Genomic DNA, 15,713 nt, shown 5'->3' on the forward strand with positions numbered 1-15,713 from the left:
ATGTGCCCCTGTTGATGTTGGTCTTGCTGCACACTCCTTGCTGCGAGCCACCACCCCACAGGAGGAGTTCGTCATGCTGCAGATCAACACGAGCAAGGTCAGCCGCTGGGACCAGCACGGCCGCGAACATGTCGTACGTGTCCAACGCGCGGGCATGCAGCGCACTATCAGATGCGATACGTGCGGCTGGCGGAAAGGCGCCCAGTTCCTGCCCTGGCTGAAGGCGGAGGAGCACCTCGCGGAGGCGCATCAGGCGACGGTGAATCCGTCGGAGGGATAGGGAGCCGATCCCTACCGTGCCTGTCCGGCGTTCACCAGCCGGTCCCGCAGCCTGGCCGCGTCCTGGGCGGGCGGCAGTCCGTACGCCCGCCGGTACTCGCGGTTGAACTGGGTCGCGCTCACATAGCCGACCGCCTCCGCGACCAGGGCCGCCGTGGTGTCGCCGGCGAGCAGACGGCGGCGGGCCTCCTGAAGCCGCAGGTGCTTCTGGAAGCGCAGCGGGCTCATGCCGGTGGCGGACTTGAAGTGGCGGTGCAGGGTGGCGGGGCTCATGTGGGCCACCCCCGCGATCGCCTCGATGCTGAGCGGCTCGGTGAAGTGGGTGCAGATCCACCTGGCCGCCGTGCGGACCCGGGCGGCGGCGGTGTCGGCAAGCGTGAAGTGACGCAGGGTCGGGCCGAGGGGACTGCCGAGCAGGCGGTAGAGGATCTCGCCCTCGATACGGTTCGCCAGAGGGCGGATGTCGTCCGGGGTGTCGAGCAGCCGTACCCATCGGGTGACCGCGTCGACGATCTCGGGGGTCATCGGTGCGGTGATCTGCGCGCCGGGCTCGGGCTCGGGCCCGGTGAGCGTGACGGGGTCCGTGCCGTCCAGTTCCAGCAGGAGGTCGGCGAGCATCGTGCCGTCGAGGCGCATCACCGCCGAGCGGTACGGCAGCCGCTCGAACGTGGAGGTGACCGGCAGCACGAGCGAGTTGAAGAGCATCTCCCCGCTCCCCGTCGTCCAGCTCCTCTCGCCCGCGACACTGCTCTTGGAGCCGTCGACGATGAAGCAGATCATCGGCTCGTACAGCAGGTCGATGGGGGTGATGGGCTCGTCCAGCCTCACCAGCCGGAGGCGTGGCACCGCGGTGTCGGACCACCAGTCGTCGCCGTGCCGGGCGATGGCCGCCGCGAGCTCGTCCAGCATGAAGCGCTCCCTGGGTAGCGTGTTCCCGGGCCGGGGCCCTGAGAGGATCAGGCAATCCTATGCGGCCCCCGGCCCATGACCCGGCGGTGCCCGCGCTCATAGCGTCGACGGCATGACACAGCAGGACAAGAACCAGCAGGACAAGAACCAGAGCAGCAACCTGCCGACGCGCAAGCTCGGCACGCAGGGCCTTCAGGCCGGGGCGATCGGTCTCGGCACGATGGGCATGACCATGGCGTACGGAGCCGGTGACGAGCCCGGCGGCATCGCCACCATCCGCAGGGCGTACGACCTCGGCGTCACCCTCTTCGACACCGCCGAGCTGTACGGCATGGGCACCGGAAGCAACGAGCAGTTGCTCGGCCGGGCCGTGAAGGACTTCCGCGACGACGTGGTCATCGCCACCAAGTTCGGCTTCGACATGGACGCTCCGCAGAACGCCGCGGGCATGGCGCTGAACAGCCGCCCCGACCACATCCGTGAGGTCACCGAGAACAGCCTGCGCCACCTCGGCACCGACCACATCGACGTCCTCTACCAGCACCGCGTCGACCCGGACGTGCCGATCGAGGACGTGGCGGGCACGATCGGCGAGCTGATCGCCGAAGGCAAGGTGCGGTACCTCGGGCTCAGCGAGGCCGGCCCCGACATCCTCCGCCGCGCCCACGCCGTCCACCCGGTGTCCGTGCTGCAGACCGAGTACTCGGTGTTCGAGCGGGCGGTGGAGGCCGAAGTACTGCCCGTGGTACGCGAGTTGGGCATCGGCTTCGTACCGTACTCACCGCTGGGCCGCGGATTCCTCACCGGCGCGGTGAAGCCCGCCGCCGAATACCCCGCGGACGACATGCGCAGCTGGGACGACCGCTGGCAGCCCGGCAACTACGAGAAGAACCTGGCCGCCATCCGCGAGCTGACCGCGCTCGCCGACGCCAAGGGCATCACAGTGACGCAACTTGCTCTGGCCTGGCTCCTTGCCCAGGGCGACGACATCGTGCCCATCCCGGGCACCCGCAGCCCGCAGCGCCTGGCCGAAAACGTCGCGGCGGCGCATGTCACGCTCACGCCGCAGGACCTCGCCCGCGTCCAGGAGATCCTGCCGCGGGGCGCGGCCGGGTCCCGCTATCCCGAGGCGATCATGCCGTCCTGGTGAGGCAGGGAGATCCTTTACGGGTTCGGGGAGGCGGTCAGGCGCGCAGCCCTCGTAGCACCAGGTCCATGACCGCCTCGAACTCCGCGTCGATCCCCGGCTGTTCCCATTCAGGGGCGTAGACGGGGTCGTGGAAGCGGCCCGTGGCGTGGAAGAGGGCGCGGGCGGCGGTAGCCGGGTCGGCGGTGGTGAAGACGCCGGCGTCGACACCGGCCCGGACGATCTCCGTCAGCTGGCCGGTGAGGTCGGCGAGATGCCGGCCGGTAGCCTCGCCGTTCTCGCCGGCCAGCACTCTGTACGTGGCGAAGAGCTCGGGATCGTCCCCCGCCTTACGGCGCTTGGCGGCGAACAGGGCAGCGAGCCAGTCACGCAGCCGGGCCTCCGGGTCACGGTCCGCGGCGACGATACCGGCGAGCTCCTCGGACGTACGGTCCAGCCACCGCTTGGTCACCGCCTCCCGCAGCGCCGCCTTCGTACGGAAGTGCCGGTAGACGCTGCCGTGGCTGACGCCGAGCACGCGGGCCACATCCACCACGGTGGCCTTCGCCGGGCCATGGCGACGCAGCACCTCCTCGGTGGCTTCGAGGATGCGCTCGGCGGTCAGGATCTCGGTGGTCGCCATGTCGTTGACCGTACCCGGCGGCAGGGTCAGCGCTCGCTGTCGAGGTGTGCCATCTGCTGCTCGGGGTAGCGCTCGCCCGCGGCGGCGCCGGGCGGTACGGCGTCCTCGATCGCGGCCAGGTCGGCGGCGTCCAGCGTGACGTCCAGCGCACCCAGCGCCTCCGTCAGCCGGTCCCGGCGCCGCGCGCCGATCAACGGCACGATGTCCTCACCGCGGGACAGCACCCAGGCGATGGCGATCTGCGCGACGCTGACGCCCTTCTGCTCGGCGATCTTCCGCAGCGCATCGACGAGGCCCAGGTTGTGCTGGAGGTTCTCGCCCTGGAAGCGGGGCGAGAACGCGCGGAAGTCGTTCGGCGCCAGCTGCCGGTCCGCGGTGAAGTGCCCGGAGATCAGCCCACGGGAGAGCACGCCGTACGCCGTGATGCCGATCCCCAGCTCACGGGTGACCGGCAGCACCTTGTCCTCGATGCCGCGTGAGATGAGCGAGTACTCGATCTGGAGGTCCGCGATCGGCGCGGTCGCGGCGGCCCGGCGGATCGTCTCGGCGCCGACCTCACTGAGGCCGACGTGCCGGACGTACCCCTTCTCGACCAGTTCGGCGATCGCCCCCACCGTCTCCTCGATCGGGACGTCCGGGTCGACGCGCGCGATCCGGTACACGTCGATGTGGTCCACGCCGAGCCGCTGCAACGAGTACGCGGCGAAGTTCTTCACCGCGGCCGGCCGGCCGTCGTAACCGGCCCAGCCGCCGTCCGGGTCGCGCAGCGCCCCGAACTTCACGCTGGTGAGCGCCTGTTCGCGCCGCGCAGCGGGCGCGGTCCGCAACGCCTCGCCGATCAGCATCTCGTTGTGGCCCATGCCGTAGAAGTCGCCGGTGTCGATCAGGGTCACGCCCGCTTCGAGGGCGGCGTGGATGGTCGCGATGGACTCGGCGCGGTCGGCGTCGCCGTACAGCGCGGACATGCCCATCGCGCCGAGACCGAGGGCGGAGACCTGAGGGCCGGTGGATCCGAGGGGACGGGTTTGCATGTGGACTCCTTGGGTGTCCGGAAGGGGTGCCCCAGGAGGGCGTACACCCACCCTGACATGACAGCTGACAGATTTCAATATCTGTCAGCTGTCATGTGTCAGCCCTCAGGTCCCTCAGACCTCTCAGACCTCTCAGACCTCTCAGACCTCAGCCTTCTGTCGCCGACTCAGCCCTGTCGCAGCGGCAGCGCCAGATCCACCACCGCCCGTCCACTGTCGAAGGTCCCGGTACGAGTCACCGAGCCGTTCAGCAGGTCTGCCCGGTACAGCCGCTGCTTGCCGTCGACGCGCAGGACGGCGTACGCGGTGTTCGAGCCGGACCGGGTCGACGTGTAGATGTCGAAGCCCGCGCTCGGTCCGGCGTCCACGCCCAGCTTGCCGGTGGGCGCGAGGTTGCCCGCGTTGGCCGGGGACTGGACGGAGATCTGGTCGAGAGCCGTGTCCACGTCGAAGAGGGTGGTGGCGGTCGCCGCGGCGAGGTCGTTGTTCGTGTACGCCGCCCCGGTCACCCCCTGCGCCGTGGCCCCGGTCGTGGCGGGCGGAACCGGCGGGTTGGTGAGCGTGCCGTCGACCGCGGTGGTGCCCGCGGCCGGGGCGCCGGCCGGGTCGTCGATGTTGTGGCGGAGGTTCTGGCCGGTGTCGCTGATGACCCGCAGCCGGTTCGCGGCCGGGTTGAAGTCGACGCCGAAGGAGCTGCCCTGCAGGGCAACGCTCAGCTGCGAGACCTTGGTCGCCTTGGCGCCGATCTCGCGGATCGTGTAGATGCCGCCGCGGTCGCCGACGCCGTACAGCTTGCCGTTCTGCACGCGGTAGTCGATGCCGATCAGCTTGCTGTCGCCCTTGAGACCGCCCACCTTGCCGAGCGGGAGAGTGCGGCCGGGCTGGTCGACCCGGAACTTGACGAGCCGCTGGTTGTCGGTGAGCCCGATGGCGCTGAGCCGCCCGCCCGAGACCGCCGGCAGCCCCGCCCCGGCACCGCCCTTGGCCTCGATCGCCGAGCCGACCGAAGAGGAGTCGCTCCCCTGCCCCCCGTCACTCGCCGCCACATAGCCGACGGTGCCGATGGCCAGCGCCATGGTCGCGACGCCGATGATTGCCTGCTTACGCATGATGCCCCCGTGAGAGGTTCGCAGCGACCCACCCCCTGCGGGCCGCGTATGCCCACCTCTTCGGAACGGTTTGGGCCTTGGATTGCGAATCCGCCGGTTCTGTTACATCCGTTACGGACGAGACGGAACCGGGGTATTTAAAGCGCGCAGCTCCCCGCTAAAAAACGCGCGGTTCCCCGCCCTGTACGGGGCGGGGAACCGCGCGTTTTTAGGGGCGCGGGGAACTGCGCGACAAGCCACGACGAACCCGCAGCCGCCAGAACAACCCAACCAGGCAGACGCAGGCGGGTCTGGGGCGCAGCCCCAGTGGGGTCCTCCGGGGCGCAGCCCCAGGCATGGGACGTGTAAGGGCGGCGGGGCGACCTAACAGCCGATCAGCCGACTCGCCAGGTACCCCTCGATCTGCCCCAGCGAAACACGCTCCTGCTTCATCGAGTCCCGCTCGCGCACAGTGACCGCGTCATCGTCGAGCGTGTCGAAGTCAACGGTCACACAGAACGGCGTACCGATCTCATCCTGCCGCCGGTAACGGCGCCCAATGGCACCGGCATCGTCGAACTCGATGTTCCAGTGCTGCCGCAGCGCCGAAGCCAGCCCCTTGGCCTTCGGAGACAGCTCGGGGTTCCGCGACAGCGGCAGCACCGCGACCTTGACCGGCGCAAGCCGCGGGTCAAGACGCAGCACCGTACGCTTCTCCATCTTGCCCTTGGCGTTGGGCGCCTCGTCCTCGATGTACGCGTCCAGCAGGAACGCGAGCATCGCGCGGCCGACACCGGCCGCGGGCTCGATGACGTACGGAGTCCAGCGCTCGCCGGCCTCCTGGTCGAAGTAGGAGAGGTCCTGGCCGGAGGCCTTGGAGTGGGCGCCGAGGTCGTAGTCGGTGCGGTTGGCGACGCCCTCCAGCTCACCCCATTCGTTGCCGCCGAACTGGAAGCGGTACTCGATGTCGGCGGTGCGCTTGGAGTAGTGGGAGAGCTTCTCGGCCGGGTGCTCGTACCAGCGCATGTTCTCCTCGCGCAGGCCCAGGCCGGTGTACCAGTTCCAGCGCTCCTGCATCCAGTACTCCTGCCACTTCTCGTCCTCGCCCGGCTTGACGAAGAACTCCATCTCCATCTGCTCGAACTCGCGGGTGCGGAAGATGAAGTTGCCGGGCGTGATCTCGTTGCGGAAGGACTTGCCCATCTGGCCGATGCCGAACGGCGGCTTGCGGCGCGAGGTCTGCTGGACCTGGGCGAAGTTGGTGAAGATGCCCTGCGCGGTCTCGGGGCGCAGATAGGCGACGGAACCGCTGTCCTGGGTGGGGCCGAGGTGCGTGGAGAGCAGGCCGGAGAACTGCTTGGGCTCGGTGAACTGGCCCTTGTTGCCGCAGTGCGGGCAGTTGACGTCGGTGAGGCCGCTCTCGGGCGGACGACCGTGCTTGGCCTCGTACGCCTCCTCCAGGTGGTCCGCGCGGAACCGCTTGTGACAGGAGGTGCACTCGGTGAGCGGGTCGGTGAAGGTGGCGACGTGACCGGAGGCCACCCAGACCTCGGTCGCAAGGATCACCGAGGAGTCGATACCGACGACGTCCTCGCGCGACGTCACCATGTAGCGCCACCACTGGCGCTTGATGTTCTCCTTGAGCTCGACACCCAGCGGCCCGTAGTCCCAGGCGGCACGCTGACCACCGTAGATCTCACTGCACGGGTAGACGAAGCCACGGCGCTTGCTCAGGCTGACGATGGTGTCGATCTTGTCGGCGGCCACGGTGCTCTCTTCATTACGACGACGGCGACGAAGCAGCTGCTTCAGGAGCGATTGCTTCAGGTGCGAATGCTTCAGATTACCGGCGGTCCCGCCCCCCGGATCAAATCGGTTCGGGTTGAGGACGGACAGAGCGCCTACGCAGGGTTTACCCGCCTCTTACCAGGACGCTTGTTGACAATCGTTTCCACTTTCACTGAAAATGGGTGTCATGAACGTACGACGACGCCTTGCCGCCTCTCGAATAAACACCGCCGGGACCGCGGCGCTGGCGGCCACCGCCCTCGCGATCGGCACCCTCTCCGCCTGCTCCTCCGACTCCAACGCCGCGGAGGGGGAGAGCGGTGGCGGGAAGCTCGATGTCGTGGCGTCGTTCTATCCGCTGCAGTTCCTCGCGGAGCAGATCGGCGGGGACCATGTCAGTGTGACCTCGCTGACGGAGCCCGGCCAGGAGCCGCACGACCTGGAGATCAGCGCCCAGCAGACCGCGCAGCTCCAGGAGGCGGACACGGTCCTCTATCTCAAGGGTCTGCAGCCCTCCGTCGACGAAGCGGTGGGGCAGTCCGAGGTCAAGACGAAGGTCGACGCGGCCACGCTGACGAAGCTCGAGGACCACGGTACCGAGGAAGGCCACGAGCACGGCGAGGGCGAAGAGGAAGAACACGCCCTCGATCCGCACGTCTGGCTGGACCCGGTGAAGTACGCCGAGATCGCCGAGGGCGTGGGCAAGGCCCTCGAGAAGGAGGACCCGGACAACGCGGCGGACTACAAGAAGAACACCACGGACCTCGTGAAGAAGCTGGACGACCTCAACACGGCGTACGAGGACGGCCTCAAGAACACGAAGACGAAGGTCTTCTTCACCAACCACGCGGCCTTCAGCTACCTCGCCGAGCGCTACGGCCTGACCATGGAGGCCATCGCCGGCCTGGAGCCGGACAGCGAGCCGAGCGCGGCGCGGGTCAAGGAGCTCCAGCAGGAGGCGAAGGCGGACGGCGTCACCACCGTCTTCTACGAGACACTGGTCTCCGACAAGACCGCGAAGACCCTGGCCGCGGACGCCGGTCTCAAGACTGATGTACTCGACCCTCTCGAGGGCATCACCGACAAGTCCAAGGGCGACGACTACTTCCAGGTCATGCAGGCGAACCTGACGGCGCTGGAGAAGGCTCTCGGCACGAAGTGATCGCGTTCGGTGCACGCCAGAGTGCACGCGAGACGAAGCAGCGAACGGAAGGCGCGAGCCATGAAGGCTGACCAGCCCGGGGAACCCGTCATCTCCCTGCGCGGAGTGACGGCCGAACTCGGCTCACGCCCCGTCCTGCGCGGCATCGACCTCACCGTGCACCACGGTGAGGTCGTCGCGCTGCTCGGCGCCAACGGCTCCGGCAAGTCCACCGCCGTCCGCACGGTCATCGGTCAGGTCCCGGTCACCCGCGGCGAGATCGAGCTGTTCGGCACACCGCGGCGCCGTTTCAGCGACTGGGGGCGCGTGGGGTACGTACCGCAGCGCACGACGGCCGCGGGCGGGGTGCCCGCGACGGTGACCGAGGTCGTGTCGTCCGGGCGGCTGTCCCGGGCCCGCTTCGGAATCCTGCGCAAGGCGGACCGCGAGGCCGTCCACCAGGTCCTCGAACTGGTCGGCATGGCGGACCACGCCAAGCAGTCCGTCGACGCGCTGTCGGGCGGCCAGCACCAGCGCGTACTCATCGCCCGTGCCCTCGCCTCCCAGCCCGACCTGCTGATCATGGACGAGCCGATGGCGGGCGTCGATCATGCCAGCCAGGAGATGCTCGCCGAGACCCTGCGCGAGCAGGTCGGCCAGGGCGCGTCCGTACTCCTGGTGCTGCACGAGTTGGGCCCGCTGGAACCGTTGATCAACCGCGCGGTCGTCCTGCGCGACGGCTGCGTGGCGCACGACGGCCCGCCGCCTCCCGCTGTCGGCCAGCACGCGCTGCCCGGCCACGACCACGTACACCCGCACGCGGCACACGGCGCCGAACCGGTCCGCACGGGCCTGCTGAGCTGAGGAAGCAAAAGGACCGGCCATGGACATCCTCGATTACGCCTTCATGCAGCGGGCCCTGCTCGCCGCCGTACTCGTCGGCATCACCGCACCCGCCGTCGGCATCTACCTCGTGCAGCGCCGCCAGGCCCTGATGGGCGACGGAATCGGCCACGTGGCGATGACGGGCGTGGGCCTGGGCTTCCTGCTGTCCTGGTCCCCGGTCTGGATGGCGACGCTCGTGTCGGTGGTGGGCGCGGTGATGATGGAGCTGATCCGCTGGTACGGCAGGACGCGCGGCGACATCGCCCTCGCCATGCTCTTCTACGGCGGTATGGCGGGCGGCGTGATGTTCATCAACCTCGCGCCGGGCGGCTCCAACGCCAACCTGACCTCGTATCTCTTCGGCTCGCTGTCGACGGTGAGCGAGAGCGACGTCACGGCGATCTGCCTGCTGGCGGCTTTCGTGGTTCTCGTCACTCTGGGCCTGCGCCGGCAGCTGTTCGCGGTGAGCCAGGACGAGGAGTTCGCGCGGGTGACCGGGCTGCCGGTGCGCGCCCTGAACCTTCTGACGGCTGTCACGGCGGCCGTCACGGTGACGGTCGCGATGCGGGTCGTCGGCCTGCTCCTGGTCTCGGCCCTGATGGTCGTACCGGTCGCGGCCGCACAGCAGTTGAGCCGCAGCTTCGCGGCCACGTTCGCGATCGCCGTGGCCATCGGTGTGAGCGTGACCATCGGCGGCACGGTCACCTCGTACTACCAGGACGTGCCGCCCGGCGCGACAATTGTCCTGCTGACCATCGGGGCGTTCATCGCGCTGACGGCACTGGCCACACCGCTGAACCGGCGCCGGGCGCGGGCCATGGCACAGGCCACCGGGGACCCGGTGGAATGCGCGATTCCGGCCACCCGTGACTCGTCAGGGAAGATCGGCGTCTGACTGCCCTCGGATCGGGCTGGCACAATGGCCCGGCGAGCCGCAGTTCTAAGGAGGCAACGGTGACGACCGCTGGACCGCCCGTTCGGGGCCGTTCGACCCGGCAGCGCGCCGCTGTGGCGGCGGCGCTCGACGAGGTCGACGAGTTCCGCAGCGCGCAGGATCTCCACGACATGCTCAAACACAAGGGCGACTCCGTCGGCCTCACCACGGTGTACCGCACACTCCAGTCCCTGGCCGACGCCGGCGAGGTGGACGTCCTGCGCACGTCCGACGGCGAGTCGGTGTACCGCCGCTGCTCGACCGGTGATCACCATCACCACCTCGTCTGCCGTGTGTGCGGCAAGGCGGTGGAGGTCGAGGGCCCGGCGGTCGAGAAGTGGGCGGAGGCGATCGCGGTGGAGTACGGGTATGTGAACGTGGCGCACACGGTGGAGATCTTCGGTACGTGTGCGGAATGTGCGGCGGCGCGGGGATAGGGGCGGGTTCCGGGAGCGCCCCTTAGAGGCGCGGGGCTGCATCAATTTGCGGCTCCGCCGCGATGGGGGTCCCCCCGCTCGAGCCTGTTCGAGAGTGGGGGAGCGACCAGCCACGGACGGCCCGCAGCCGAAGAACGACCCGGGGGTCTGGGGGCGGAGCCCCCAGTTTCAGGACGGGACGGGTAGGGGCGGCGGGGGCGATCAACCGCCCTCCGGGCGCCCCTTCATCGCGGCCTCCATCTCCAGCAGCTGCTCGTTAGGAACCGCCCCGCCGAAGCGCCGGTCCCGCTGGGCGTACTCCACACACGCCCGCCACAGGTCACGACGGTCGAAGTCCGGCCACAGCACGTCCTGGAACACCATCTCGGCGTAACTCGACTGCCAGAGCAGGTAGTTGGACGTGCGCTGCTCGCCACTCGGGCGAAGGAAGAGATCGACGTCCGGCATGTCCGGGTAGTACAGATACTTCTGCACGGTCTTCTCGGTGACCTTCTCCGGATCAAGCTTGCCGGAGGCCACGTCCGCGGCCAACGCCTTCGCCGCGTCAGCGAGTTCGGCCCGCCCGCCGTAGTTGACGCAGAAGTACAGCGTCATCGCGTCGTTCTGCTTCGTCTGCTCCTGTGCGACCTGGAGTTCCTGGACGACGGACTTCCACAGCTTGGGCATACGGCCGACCCAGCGGATCCGGATCCCCAGCTCGTCCATCTCGTCACGCCGACGGCGGATGACGTCCCGGTTGAAGTTCATCAGGAAGCGGACCTCTTCCGGTGACCGCTTCCAGTTCTCCGTCGAGAAGGCGTACAGGGAGAGGTTCTTGACGCCCATCTCGATGCAGCCCTTGAGAACGTCCATCACGACGCCCTCCCCCACCCGGTGCCCCTCGGTCCGCGGCAGCCCCCGCTCCTTGGCCCACCGCCCGTTCCCGTCCATGACGATCGCCACATGGTTCGGGATCAGCTCACCGGGAAGCTTCGGCGCGCGGGCGCCGGACGGATGCGGCTCCGGCGTCTTGTACTCGCGGCGCTGGCGCCCCAGGATCCCGCGTACCACCATGTGCTTCTCGTCTCCCTAGGTCTCTGTTGCCGCTGTTTTGTACGGCTGTTTCTCTACGTAGCGCAGCGAGCGCAGCCCACGCTCCAGATGCCAGTGCAGATAGGCCGACACCAGCCCACTGCCCTCCCGGACGTACCGCGACTCGCACGCGTCAGCCGTGGCCCAGTCCCCCGTCAGCAGCGCACCGAGCAGTTCGAGGGCCCCCGCCGAGGGTACGACGCTGCCGGGCACCCGGCAGTCCGCGCAGACAGAACCTCCCGCGGCGACCGAGAAGAACCGGTTCGGTCCCGCCATCCCGCACTTCGCACAGTCGCTGAAACTGGGCGCGTAGCCGTTCACGGCGAGCGAGCGCAGCAGAAAGGCGTCGAGGACGAGATGCGGCTCGTGCTCGCCGCGGGCCAGCGTCCGCAGCCCGCCGACGAGCAGCAGATACTGCTGCACGGCCGGTTCGCCCTCGTGGTCCGTGAACCGCTCGGCCGTCTCCAGCATGGCCGTCCCGGCGGTGTAGCGGGCGTAGTCGGCGACGATCCCGCCACCGTACGGAGCGATCGTCTCGCTCTGCGTGCACAGCGGCAGCCCGCGCCCCACCAGCTCGCTCCCGCGCGCGAAGAACTGCACGTCCACATGCGAGAACGGTTCGAGCCGCGCCCCGAACTTCGACTTCGTACGCCGTACTCCACGGGCCACGGCCCGCACACGCCCATGCCCGCGCGTGAGCAGGGTGATGATGCGGTCCGCCTCGCCGAGCTTCTGCGTCCGCAGCACGACACCGTCATCCCGGAAGAGACTCATCGCGCGCCCCCGCAGCCCATACTCATATGGCCCATTCTCGCCTATGGAGTCAGCGAGCGCGGTCGGGATGGCTGATCGTCTCCCAGGGCGCCATGTTCCAGGGGCTGGACTTGTTCATCGGGTCCAGCAGGGATTGCAGGTGGGCGTCGGACACCTCCTGCGGGGCCGGCAGGTCCGCCTCCCGTGCGCTCTGGAGGCCTTCGCGCCACACCATCCGCCCCAGCTGATAGTGCTCGGCGTACTCCTTCCAGGAGCCGTATGTCCGTACCACCGCCGGCACGATGTTCTTGAGCGCGGTCCACGCCTCGGCCTCGCTCAGCAGCCCACACGCGAAGCCCCGCCGGGTGATGTCCACGTACAGCCCGGCGTCCCATGCCAGCGGTTCGAATCCGAGCCGCAGCCGCGCCCGCGCGCGGTAACCGCTCCGCGAGAGACCGTCGAGCCGGCCGGCCAGCGCCTCACGCGAAGTGATCTCCCACTGGTCGGCCAGCCACCGCCGGGCCTTCTCGTCGTCGATGCGGGTGAAGGGGTACAGCGTCGTCCGCGAGGTCTCCCGGTCGCGGTTCACGGGTGCACTGAGCGACACCATCCACAGCTGGTGCATGGTGAGCGGCACGGGGTACTTGCGAGCCGTCTTCGGCTTGCGAAGGTTCCGTATCGGGTTCCATATCGCCATGTGGCCGCACCCTATGTCACACCGACCTCAGGGATTACCCCCGGTCACGGTCATGGTCGCGCTTCAAGGGACCTCCCCGCGGCTGCGTGCGTTCGCGTAGGCCGTGGCCGCGCGGAGGCGTTCCGCCTGGGTGGCCGCGCGGACCGAGCCCGGTTCACAGTCCCACTCGCGGCCGCCGCCGATCGGTCTGAGCTGTACGTACGGCCCCTCGTGCCCCATCACCACGCCCACCTTCCCCGTCTTCGTATCGAAGGCGTACGCCCCGATCGGCAGCCTCACCGGATCACCGCCGCCAGCCGTGCCGCCGTCTCGACGGAACACCGACCCAATTCGATGAGCGGGCAAGGCGTCTCCCGCGCCAAACTCGCCGGGTCGATCCGGAGTGTCGGCAACTTGATTCCTGCGTTCGCGAGTGCTTCACGCAACTCTTTCACCGTTTCCTCCGCCTCCTCGACGCATCGCGTCGAGTGCCGTACGCCGTGACCTTCACAGTCAGCCATCGTGCTGATCCCCTCGCTTTTGAGTTTCACGCTTTTCATCTCCACGGTGGCGCTGGCCGCTTAGACTTTGGAAGACCTCTACGCTCAGCAACGACGGTGCAGTACAAGGGGGTTGGCCATGGCCAATGGTTCGCGGCAGGCGGCCTGGGAGTTCTTCGGTACGGAGCTGAAACGGCGGCGCGAGGAGGCCGGATTCACTCAGTCCGACTTGGGTTCTCGCGTTTTTGTGTCGGGCGGCTACATTGGGCAATTCGAACAGGCTATTCGGAAGCCGCAGTTGGATGTGGCGCAGCGGATCGATGAGGTCCTACAAACCGGAGGCTTTTTCGAGAGGCTTTGGCGAAAGCTCATCAAGGAGCAGGCATACGCGGACCACTTCGCGCATGTGGCGGAGCTTGAACGGCTGGCGACTGAGATCTGCGAGTACGCGCCGACGGTCGTCCCAGGGCTGCTTCAGACCGCCGTGTACGCACGCGCCATCTACCTGGCGAGCAACCCGCTCGCCGCAGACGAGTACATCGAGGAGATGGTCAGGTTGCGCATGGACCGCACCCAGCTCCTCAAGGACGCTACACGGCCCGTGTATTGGGCGGTTCTGCACGAAGCCGCGCTGCGCATCCCGGTAGGTGGTCCCGCCGCGATGGCCCGGCAGCTGGATCACATCGCGGCGATGATGCGTGAGCGCAAGGTGATGGTTCAGGTGTTCCCGTTCTCTGCTGGGGCGCACCCTGCGATGGGCAAGATGATGACACTCATGGAGTTCGACGACGCCCCGCCAACCGTCTATACAGAGGCGGTGCTTTCGGGGAATCTGCTGGACGATCCGGCAGTAGTGAAGCGTTCGCAGGCGCATTACGATCTCCTCAGGGCCGCCGCGTTGTCGCCAGAGGCGTCCCTGGCCCTGATCGAATCGGTGGCGGAGGATTACAGACGATGCGCGAGTACGACCTGAGTACCGCACGGTGGCGCAAGAGCACCCACAGCGGCGGCGACGGCGGGGAGTCGTGCGTCGAGGTGGCCGACGGAGTCCCCGGCGTCGTACCTGTCCGGGACAGCAAGGTCATGGAGGGGCCCGTGCTGGTGATCGGTGCGGCGGCCTGGACGGAGTTCATCGGAGCCGTGGCCGAGTAACTCGTGCCGCAGGCTCTCAAGTGAACGTTTGGGCCGCCCGCTTCTTGGCCAGTGTCGTGCTTCCACGGCCCGAGTAAAGGGGGCCCGGGTAGGGATGGGTCCAGGTGGGCTCACCCGTGGGCCGGGGCTCACGGGCGCGGTCGCGCCTCGCCAGCACGCCGGGCCGGCTCAGCGGCCGACGGCCGGTGGGGCAGATAGGTGAGTTGCAGAAAATGTGACACTTCCGGGGCGAGTGTCACACTTTTCCGTGATCGGTACCCGGTCGCGGCCGGGCGGAGATGGCGTCCCGCCGGGTGGTGTCGGCCGTGAAGATCTGCACAGTGGGTCTGGCATTGGCGAGGACCGTACGGCTCGATATAAGCGATCGCCCCCCGGATCCTGATCGCGTTAGCTGTGGGGCATGCCTGAACTGTGTACCGATCGTCTCCTGCTCCGCCGGTGGCGGGAGTCCGACCTCGAGCCGTGGGCGGCGATGAACGCCGATCCCGACGTCCGAGAACACCTGGGGGAACTGCTGACGCGGGGGCAAAGCGATGCCGCGGTGGCACTCATGCAGGCCGAGTTCGACGACCGAGGATTTGGGTGGTGGGCGCTGGAAGCACGGGAGACCGGTGAGTTCATCGGCCGCGCTGGCTTGGACAAGGTGGACGAGGACATGCCGTTCGCGGGGGTGGATATCGGATGGCGGTTGATGCGTTCGGCGTGGGGCCACGGTTACGCCACCGAGGCCGCCCTGGCGTGCCTGGCCTTCGGCTTCGAGGCCCTCGGGCTGTCGGAGATCGTTGCCTCGACGACCGTCAACAACCTTCGTTCCCAGGCGGTGATGCGCCGGATCGGCATGACCCGGGACCCGGCCGACGACTTCGAGGATCCGAGCGTGCCCGAAGGGCCGCTACGCCAGTGCGTGCTGTACCGGATCCCCTCAGGGAAACCCACGGGCTACACCACGCAGCGGGACACGCCCCGGGCGGACGTATAAGTGCCGCTCCGAAGTGATCAAGCCGGGCACAGGGCGGCGAGACCGAACTGGATCCGCCCCCATCGGCGGCCCAGACGCGCACTTGGAAGGTTGCGGTGATTGGAAGGTTTGGGACGGCGTAGGCCCCCCGAATGTGTCCCAAACCTTCCAATCATCACCGTCCAGATGGGAGATGGACGCAGACCGGGGCCATCGACCATCCGGGCACCTGGCTCACCCCGGTCAGCTCCACCGCAAGCCGCCCTGCCCACACCCGAGTTACCCACCCGACCCAAGGCATCCCCGCCCACGGGCCGTTGGCCGCCCACACTCCCGGCGCTC

19 protein-coding genes are annotated in these 15,713 nt (G+C 68.4%); 9 read left to right on the forward strand and 10 right to left on the reverse strand.

Features of this window, described 5'->3' with window-relative positions; translation table 11 throughout:
• Positions 1–73 precede the first annotated feature (73 nt).
• Positions 74–280 (forward strand): hypothetical protein, encoded by a 207-nt coding sequence (locus IEZ21_RS00440; protein ID WP_033320872.1) that lies wholly within the window; start codon positions 74–76, stop codon positions 278–280.
• An 11-nt stretch (positions 281–291) separates the two neighbouring features.
• Here IEZ21_RS00440 and IEZ21_RS00445 read toward each other — a convergent pair whose 3' ends face one another.
• Positions 292–1,188, reverse strand: a complete 897-nt coding sequence (locus IEZ21_RS00445) for an AraC family transcriptional regulator (RefSeq protein WP_189319905.1) — start codon at positions 1,186–1,188, stop codon at positions 292–294.
• 112 nt (positions 1,189–1,300) lie between these two features.
• Here IEZ21_RS00445 and IEZ21_RS00450 point away from each other — a divergent pair, with 112 nt between their 5' ends.
• Complete coding sequence (locus IEZ21_RS00450; RefSeq protein WP_189319906.1) at positions 1,301–2,338, forward strand: aldo/keto reductase; 1,038 nt, start codon at positions 1,301–1,303, stop codon at positions 2,336–2,338.
• 34 nt (positions 2,339–2,372) lie between these two features.
• Here the strand turns inward: IEZ21_RS00450 and IEZ21_RS00455 are convergent, their stop codons facing one another.
• The 4 genes from IEZ21_RS00455 to IEZ21_RS00470 all read right to left on the reverse strand — a co-directional run bounded on the left by IEZ21_RS00455 (position 2,373) and on the right by IEZ21_RS00470 (position 6,843).
• The gene (locus tag IEZ21_RS00455) at positions 2,373–2,957 is read right to left on the reverse strand and encodes a TetR/AcrR family transcriptional regulator (RefSeq protein WP_033320869.1); all 585 of its coding nucleotides are present in this window, start codon (positions 2,955–2,957) and stop codon (positions 2,373–2,375) included.
• A 26-nt stretch (positions 2,958–2,983) separates the two neighbouring features.
• Positions 2,984–3,988 carry an aldo/keto reductase gene (locus IEZ21_RS00460; protein ID WP_189319907.1) on the reverse strand — a complete coding sequence of 335 codons (1,005 nt, stop codon included), beginning with the start codon at positions 3,986–3,988 and terminating at the stop codon, positions 2,984–2,986.
• A gap of 167 nt (positions 3,989–4,155) precedes the next feature.
• Positions 4,156–5,097 (reverse strand): DUF4394 domain-containing protein, encoded by a 942-nt coding sequence (locus IEZ21_RS00465; RefSeq protein ID WP_189319908.1) that lies wholly within the window; start codon positions 5,095–5,097, stop codon positions 4,156–4,158.
• A gap of 363 nt (positions 5,098–5,460) precedes the next feature.
• Positions 5,461–6,843, reverse strand: coding sequence for a glycine--tRNA ligase (locus IEZ21_RS00470; RefSeq protein ID WP_189319909.1), 1,383 nt, complete (start codon positions 6,841–6,843; stop codon positions 5,461–5,463).
• A gap of 208 nt (positions 6,844–7,051) precedes the next feature.
• Between IEZ21_RS00470 and IEZ21_RS00475 the strand changes: the two genes are divergently transcribed.
• The 4 genes from IEZ21_RS00475 to IEZ21_RS00490 are packed head-to-tail and all read left to right on the forward strand — an operon-like array spanning position 7,052 to position 10,261.
• Positions 7,052–8,026, forward strand: coding sequence for a metal ABC transporter solute-binding protein, Zn/Mn family (locus IEZ21_RS00475; RefSeq protein ID WP_189319910.1), 975 nt, complete (start codon positions 7,052–7,054; stop codon positions 8,024–8,026).
• 60 nt (positions 8,027–8,086) lie between these two features.
• Positions 8,087–8,869, forward strand: a complete 783-nt coding sequence (locus IEZ21_RS00480; RefSeq protein ID WP_189319911.1) for a metal ABC transporter ATP-binding protein — start codon at positions 8,087–8,089, stop codon at positions 8,867–8,869.
• A 19-nt stretch (positions 8,870–8,888) separates the two neighbouring features.
• A complete protein-coding gene (locus tag IEZ21_RS00485; RefSeq protein ID WP_189319912.1) occupies positions 8,889–9,785 on the forward strand; it encodes a metal ABC transporter permease in 897 nt (298 codons plus the stop codon).
• Between the two features lie 59 nt (positions 9,786–9,844).
• A complete protein-coding gene (locus tag IEZ21_RS00490) occupies positions 9,845–10,261 on the forward strand; it encodes a Fur family transcriptional regulator (protein ID WP_189319913.1) in 417 nt (138 codons plus the stop codon).
• A gap of 201 nt (positions 10,262–10,462) precedes the next feature.
• Here the strand turns inward: IEZ21_RS00490 and IEZ21_RS00495 are convergent, their stop codons facing one another.
• From IEZ21_RS00495 to IEZ21_RS00515, 5 genes are all read right to left on the reverse strand, one after another.
• Positions 10,463–11,314, reverse strand: a complete 852-nt coding sequence (locus IEZ21_RS00495) for an isoprenyl transferase (protein WP_189319914.1) — start codon at positions 11,312–11,314, stop codon at positions 10,463–10,465.
• A 15-nt stretch (positions 11,315–11,329) separates the two neighbouring features.
• A complete protein-coding gene (gene recO / locus IEZ21_RS00500) occupies positions 11,330–12,106 on the reverse strand; it encodes a DNA repair protein RecO (RefSeq protein WP_189319915.1) in 777 nt (258 codons plus the stop codon).
• Positions 12,107–12,155: 49 nt separating this feature from the next.
• Positions 12,156–12,782 (reverse strand): DUF1266 domain-containing protein, encoded by a 627-nt coding sequence (locus IEZ21_RS00505; protein WP_246567177.1) that lies wholly within the window; start codon positions 12,780–12,782, stop codon positions 12,156–12,158.
• Positions 12,783–12,845: 63 nt separating this feature from the next.
• Positions 12,846–13,061: a hypothetical protein gene (locus IEZ21_RS00510; protein WP_033320935.1), complete on the reverse strand. Its 216-nt coding sequence runs from the start codon at positions 13,059–13,061 to the stop codon at positions 12,846–12,848.
• A complete protein-coding gene (locus tag IEZ21_RS00515) occupies positions 13,058–13,312 on the reverse strand; it encodes a hypothetical protein (RefSeq protein WP_373302139.1) in 255 nt (84 codons plus the stop codon). Before IEZ21_RS00515 ends, IEZ21_RS00510 begins: the two co-directional genes overlap by 4 nt.
• 88 nt (positions 13,313–13,400) lie before the next feature.
• Between IEZ21_RS00515 and IEZ21_RS00520 the strand changes: the two genes are divergently transcribed.
• The 3 genes from IEZ21_RS00520 (at position 13,401) to IEZ21_RS00530 (ending at position 15,392) form a co-directional block, all read left to right on the forward strand.
• Positions 13,401–14,234, forward strand: coding sequence for a helix-turn-helix domain-containing protein (locus IEZ21_RS00520; protein ID WP_189319916.1), 834 nt, complete (start codon positions 13,401–13,403; stop codon positions 14,232–14,234).
• On the forward strand, positions 14,216–14,413 hold the full coding sequence (locus tag IEZ21_RS00525) for a DUF397 domain-containing protein (RefSeq protein ID WP_189319917.1): 198 nt from the start codon (positions 14,216–14,218) through the stop codon (positions 14,411–14,413). Before IEZ21_RS00520 ends, IEZ21_RS00525 begins: the two co-directional genes overlap by 19 nt.
• A gap of 400 nt (positions 14,414–14,813) precedes the next feature.
• Positions 14,814–15,392 (forward strand): GNAT family N-acetyltransferase, encoded by a 579-nt coding sequence (locus IEZ21_RS00530; RefSeq protein WP_189319918.1) that lies wholly within the window; start codon positions 14,814–14,816, stop codon positions 15,390–15,392.
• The last annotated feature ends 321 nt before the right edge of the window (positions 15,393–15,713 follow it).

It is taken from the genome of Streptomyces flaveus (assembly GCF_014647675.1).
Lineage (GTDB): Bacteria > Actinomycetota > Actinomycetes > Streptomycetales > Streptomycetaceae > Streptomyces > Streptomyces flaveus.